Below are 3272 nucleotides of genomic sequence, written 5' to 3' on the forward strand. Positions count from 1 at the left end.
ACATTGAGTTTGATATAAACCATGCATTTGAGGTTATAAATGGCCCAAGCTAACAGGCAATTACTTGGCACAATGCTTTTATACGAAAATAAAATTACACAAGAACAACTTGATAGAGCATTGCAAAAGCAAAACCAGACAGGTGAATTGCTTGGTAAAATACTTGTAGAAGAACACATAATAACTGAAGATGAGCTTTTGGAGTTTTTGGCTAAAAAATATGGCTTAGAAACAATCGATCTTTCAAAAATTCAACCTCAAAAAGAGGCAATTAATTCAATACCAAGCGAAGTTGTAAGAAAACACCGCATCTTCCCATTTGCGATAGATAATAATATATTAAAAATAGCTTTGTTTAATGCTGAAAATGTTTTTTTAATAGACGAAATACGTTTTCTCACCGGCAAAAAAATATCCGTTTATCTTGCCAAAGAAAGTCAGATTAATGAGTATCTTGTAAGATATTACGGAACAACTAAAGAATTAGAAGTTTTGGTAAAAAATGTAACAGAAAATATAGAGAGTTCTATTGAACAAATAGAAAGCCTTGATTTTGACGAAACGGCAAATATTGACGATGCACCTATTATTAAGCTTGCAAACAGTATATTAGAATCTGCTGTCAAAGAAGGTGCTTCGGATATTCACTTAGAACCATACGAAAATACATTTAGAGTAAGGTTTAGAATTGATGGCAAAGCAAAAACAGTTAACACACCACCAAAAACAATTGCCTCAAATCTTATTACACGTTTTAAAATTATGTCAAAGCTCAACATTGCAGAAAAAAGACTACCCCAAGACGGTAGAATCAGAATAAAAGCACTTGGAAAACTAATTGACTTAAGGGTCTCTACTGTGCCAACCGTATTTGGTGAAAAACTGGTTATGAGATTGCTTGACAGAGAAAATATTAAAGTTTCGCTTGATAATTTAAATATGAGACATGTGGATTTGCAGCGATTTAGAAACGCAATAAACTTACCAAACGGCGTTGTTATTGTTACAGGTCCAACAGGTTCTGGTAAATCCACTACGCTTTATGCCGCTTTAAATGAATTAAACAGGGAAGACAGAAATATTATGTCTGTTGAAGATCCTGTAGAGTATAATCTAGAAGGCATTAATCAGGTGCAGGTAAAAGAAGACATAGGTTTAACTTTTAGTAGCGCCCTTAGGGCATTTTTAAGGCAGGACCCAGATATCATTATGGTTGGTGAAATTAGAGATACAGAAACTGCAGAAATTGCCGTTAGAGCTGCTTTGACCGGGCATCTTGTGTTATCTACACTCCATACAAACGATTCGGTATCTGCAATCACAAGACTGGTAGATATGGGCATAGATAGATACTTAATTGCAAGTTCGCTCAGGTTGGTTTTGGCTCAAAGACTGGTTAGAAAAATTTGTTCCTACTGCAAAAAACCTGTTACTTTGCCCAAAGAAGTTTTGTTAAAAGCTGGTTTTTCTGAATCAGATTTAGATGATATAAAGATTTTCAAAGGGAAAGGATGTTCTCATTGTTTAGATACAGGCTACAAAGGCAGGATGGCAATATTTGAAGTCCTACCGATAACAGATGAAATAAGAGAAATGATAATAAATGATAAACCTGAAAACGATATAAGACAAAAAGCACTTGAGCAAGGCATGCTTACTTTAAAACAGGATGGTTTACAAAAAGTCAAGCAAGGAGTAACGACGCTTGAAGAAGTTTTAAGCGTAGCTATAAATTAAAAGAGGTATTTTATGAAACCAAAAGACTTAGTTGAACTTTTAAGGCATATCTGTTCAATCAAAGCCAGTGATTTACACATAACAGTAGGCTCTCCGCCAAGAGCAAGAGTAAATGGTGATCTTGTAAATTTAGATTATGACATGTTAGCTCCTACAGATACACGCGATTTATGCTACAGCGTAATGAACGAGCTAAATAGAAAACGCTTTGAAGAAAATTTTGATGTGGATTTCTCTTTTGGCGTACCAGAACTTGCACGATTTAGGGCAAATGTATTTATGCAAAGAGGTTCTGTTGCTGGAGCATTCAGGATAATACCGCAAGAAATCCCAGATTTTAACACTTTAGGCTTACCATCTATAGTAAAAGAATTTGCTAATTTACCAAAAGGATTGGTTTTAGTTACAGGACCAACAGGTTCAGGTAAATCTACCACTTTGGCTGCACTTTTAAATTTGATTAATAAATCCAGACCCGTTCACATTATTACGCTTGAAGATCCAATTGAATTTACATACAAGCACGATAAAGCTCTTGTTAACCAAAGAGAAATTGGCACGGATGCATCAAGTTTTGCTCAAGGCTTAAAACATATTATGAGACAGGACCCGGATATCATTTTAATTGGTGAAATGAGGGATGCAGAAACAATAGCAGCAGCTCTAACTGTAGCCGAAACTGGTCACCTGGTATTTGCCACGCTCCATACAAATTCTGCAGCAGAAACAATAACAAGAATTGTAGACGTATTTCCTTCATCACAACAAGAGCAAGCTAGAGTTCAACTTTCTACATCTCTACAAGGCATTGTAACACAAGCATTATTAAAGAAAAAAGATAATTCTGGAAGAGTTGTAGCAGTTGAAATTTTGGTGCCAAATGCCGCTATAAGGAATTTAATTAGAGAAAACAAAATTCCCCAAATATACTCAACAATGCAAATAGGTCAGGAAAAAACGGGTATGAAAATATTCAACCAATCATTGTTTGAACTCTACTCAAAAGGCTTGATATCCTACAATGAAGCACTCAATGCATCATTAAATAAAGATGAACTCAAAAACATGATGGACAGAATAAAAATAAACATGAGAGGTTAAAATGGCATACTTTAGATGGAAAGGCAACATAAATAATGTAAAACGTAAAGGCGAAGTCATAGCAGATAGCAAAGAAGCTGCTATAATGAAATTAAAAAAACAAAATATTAATGTCTTATCCATAAAACAATCAGCACCACCAATTGAGCTGGATTTTTTAAACAAGGTAAAACCTAAAGACTTAATGATTATGACAAAACAACTATCCATTATGCTAAATGCCGGAATACCTATTGTATCTGCTTTTAGTATATTAATTGAACAGGTAAAAAACTCAAAACTTAAAAAAATAATTACAGATATTAAAGAAAAAGTTGAAGCAGGCTCTTCATTTTCAAACGCTTTAAGAGAACATAAAGATATCTTTTCTGATTTATATATAAATATGGTAGAATCAGGCGAAGCGAGCGGTAACTTAGATGCGGTGCTCCAAA

General features: G+C 34.4%; 3 protein-coding genes. All 3 read left to right on the forward strand.

All coding sequences use genetic code 11. From position 1 onward, the window contains the following. Nucleotides 1-39 precede the first annotated feature (39 nt). Nucleotides 40-1737 carry a type IV-A pilus assembly ATPase PilB gene (pilB, locus tag ACP5FO_RS08595; protein ID WP_428157397.1) on the forward strand — a complete coding sequence of 566 codons (1698 nt, stop codon included), beginning with the start codon at nt 40-42 and terminating at the stop codon, nt 1735-1737. A 12-nt stretch (nt 1738-1749) separates the two neighbouring features. Beyond that, the gene (locus ACP5FO_RS08600) at nt 1750-2838 is read left to right on the forward strand and encodes a type IV pilus twitching motility protein PilT (protein ID WP_428157398.1); all 1089 of its coding nucleotides are present in this window, start codon (nt 1750-1752) and stop codon (nt 2836-2838) included. Between the two features lies 1 nt (nt 2839). Continuing rightward, nucleotides 2840-3272: type II secretion system F family protein (locus tag ACP5FO_RS08605; RefSeq protein ID WP_428157399.1), on the forward strand; the 433-nt coding region annotated here is incomplete at its 3' end.

It is taken from the genome of Desulfurella sp. (assembly GCF_049977265.1).
Lineage (GTDB): Bacteria > Campylobacterota_A > Desulfurellia > Desulfurellales > Desulfurellaceae > Desulfurella.

Coding starts and splice junctions, on each gene's coding strand:
- pilB (WP_428157397.1), top strand. CDS start 40: ATGGCCCAAGCTAACAGGCAATTACTTGGCACAATGCTTTTATACGAA.
- ACP5FO_RS08600 (WP_428157398.1), top strand. CDS start 1,750: ATGAAACCAAAAGACTTAGTTGAACTTTTAAGGCATATCTGTTCAATC.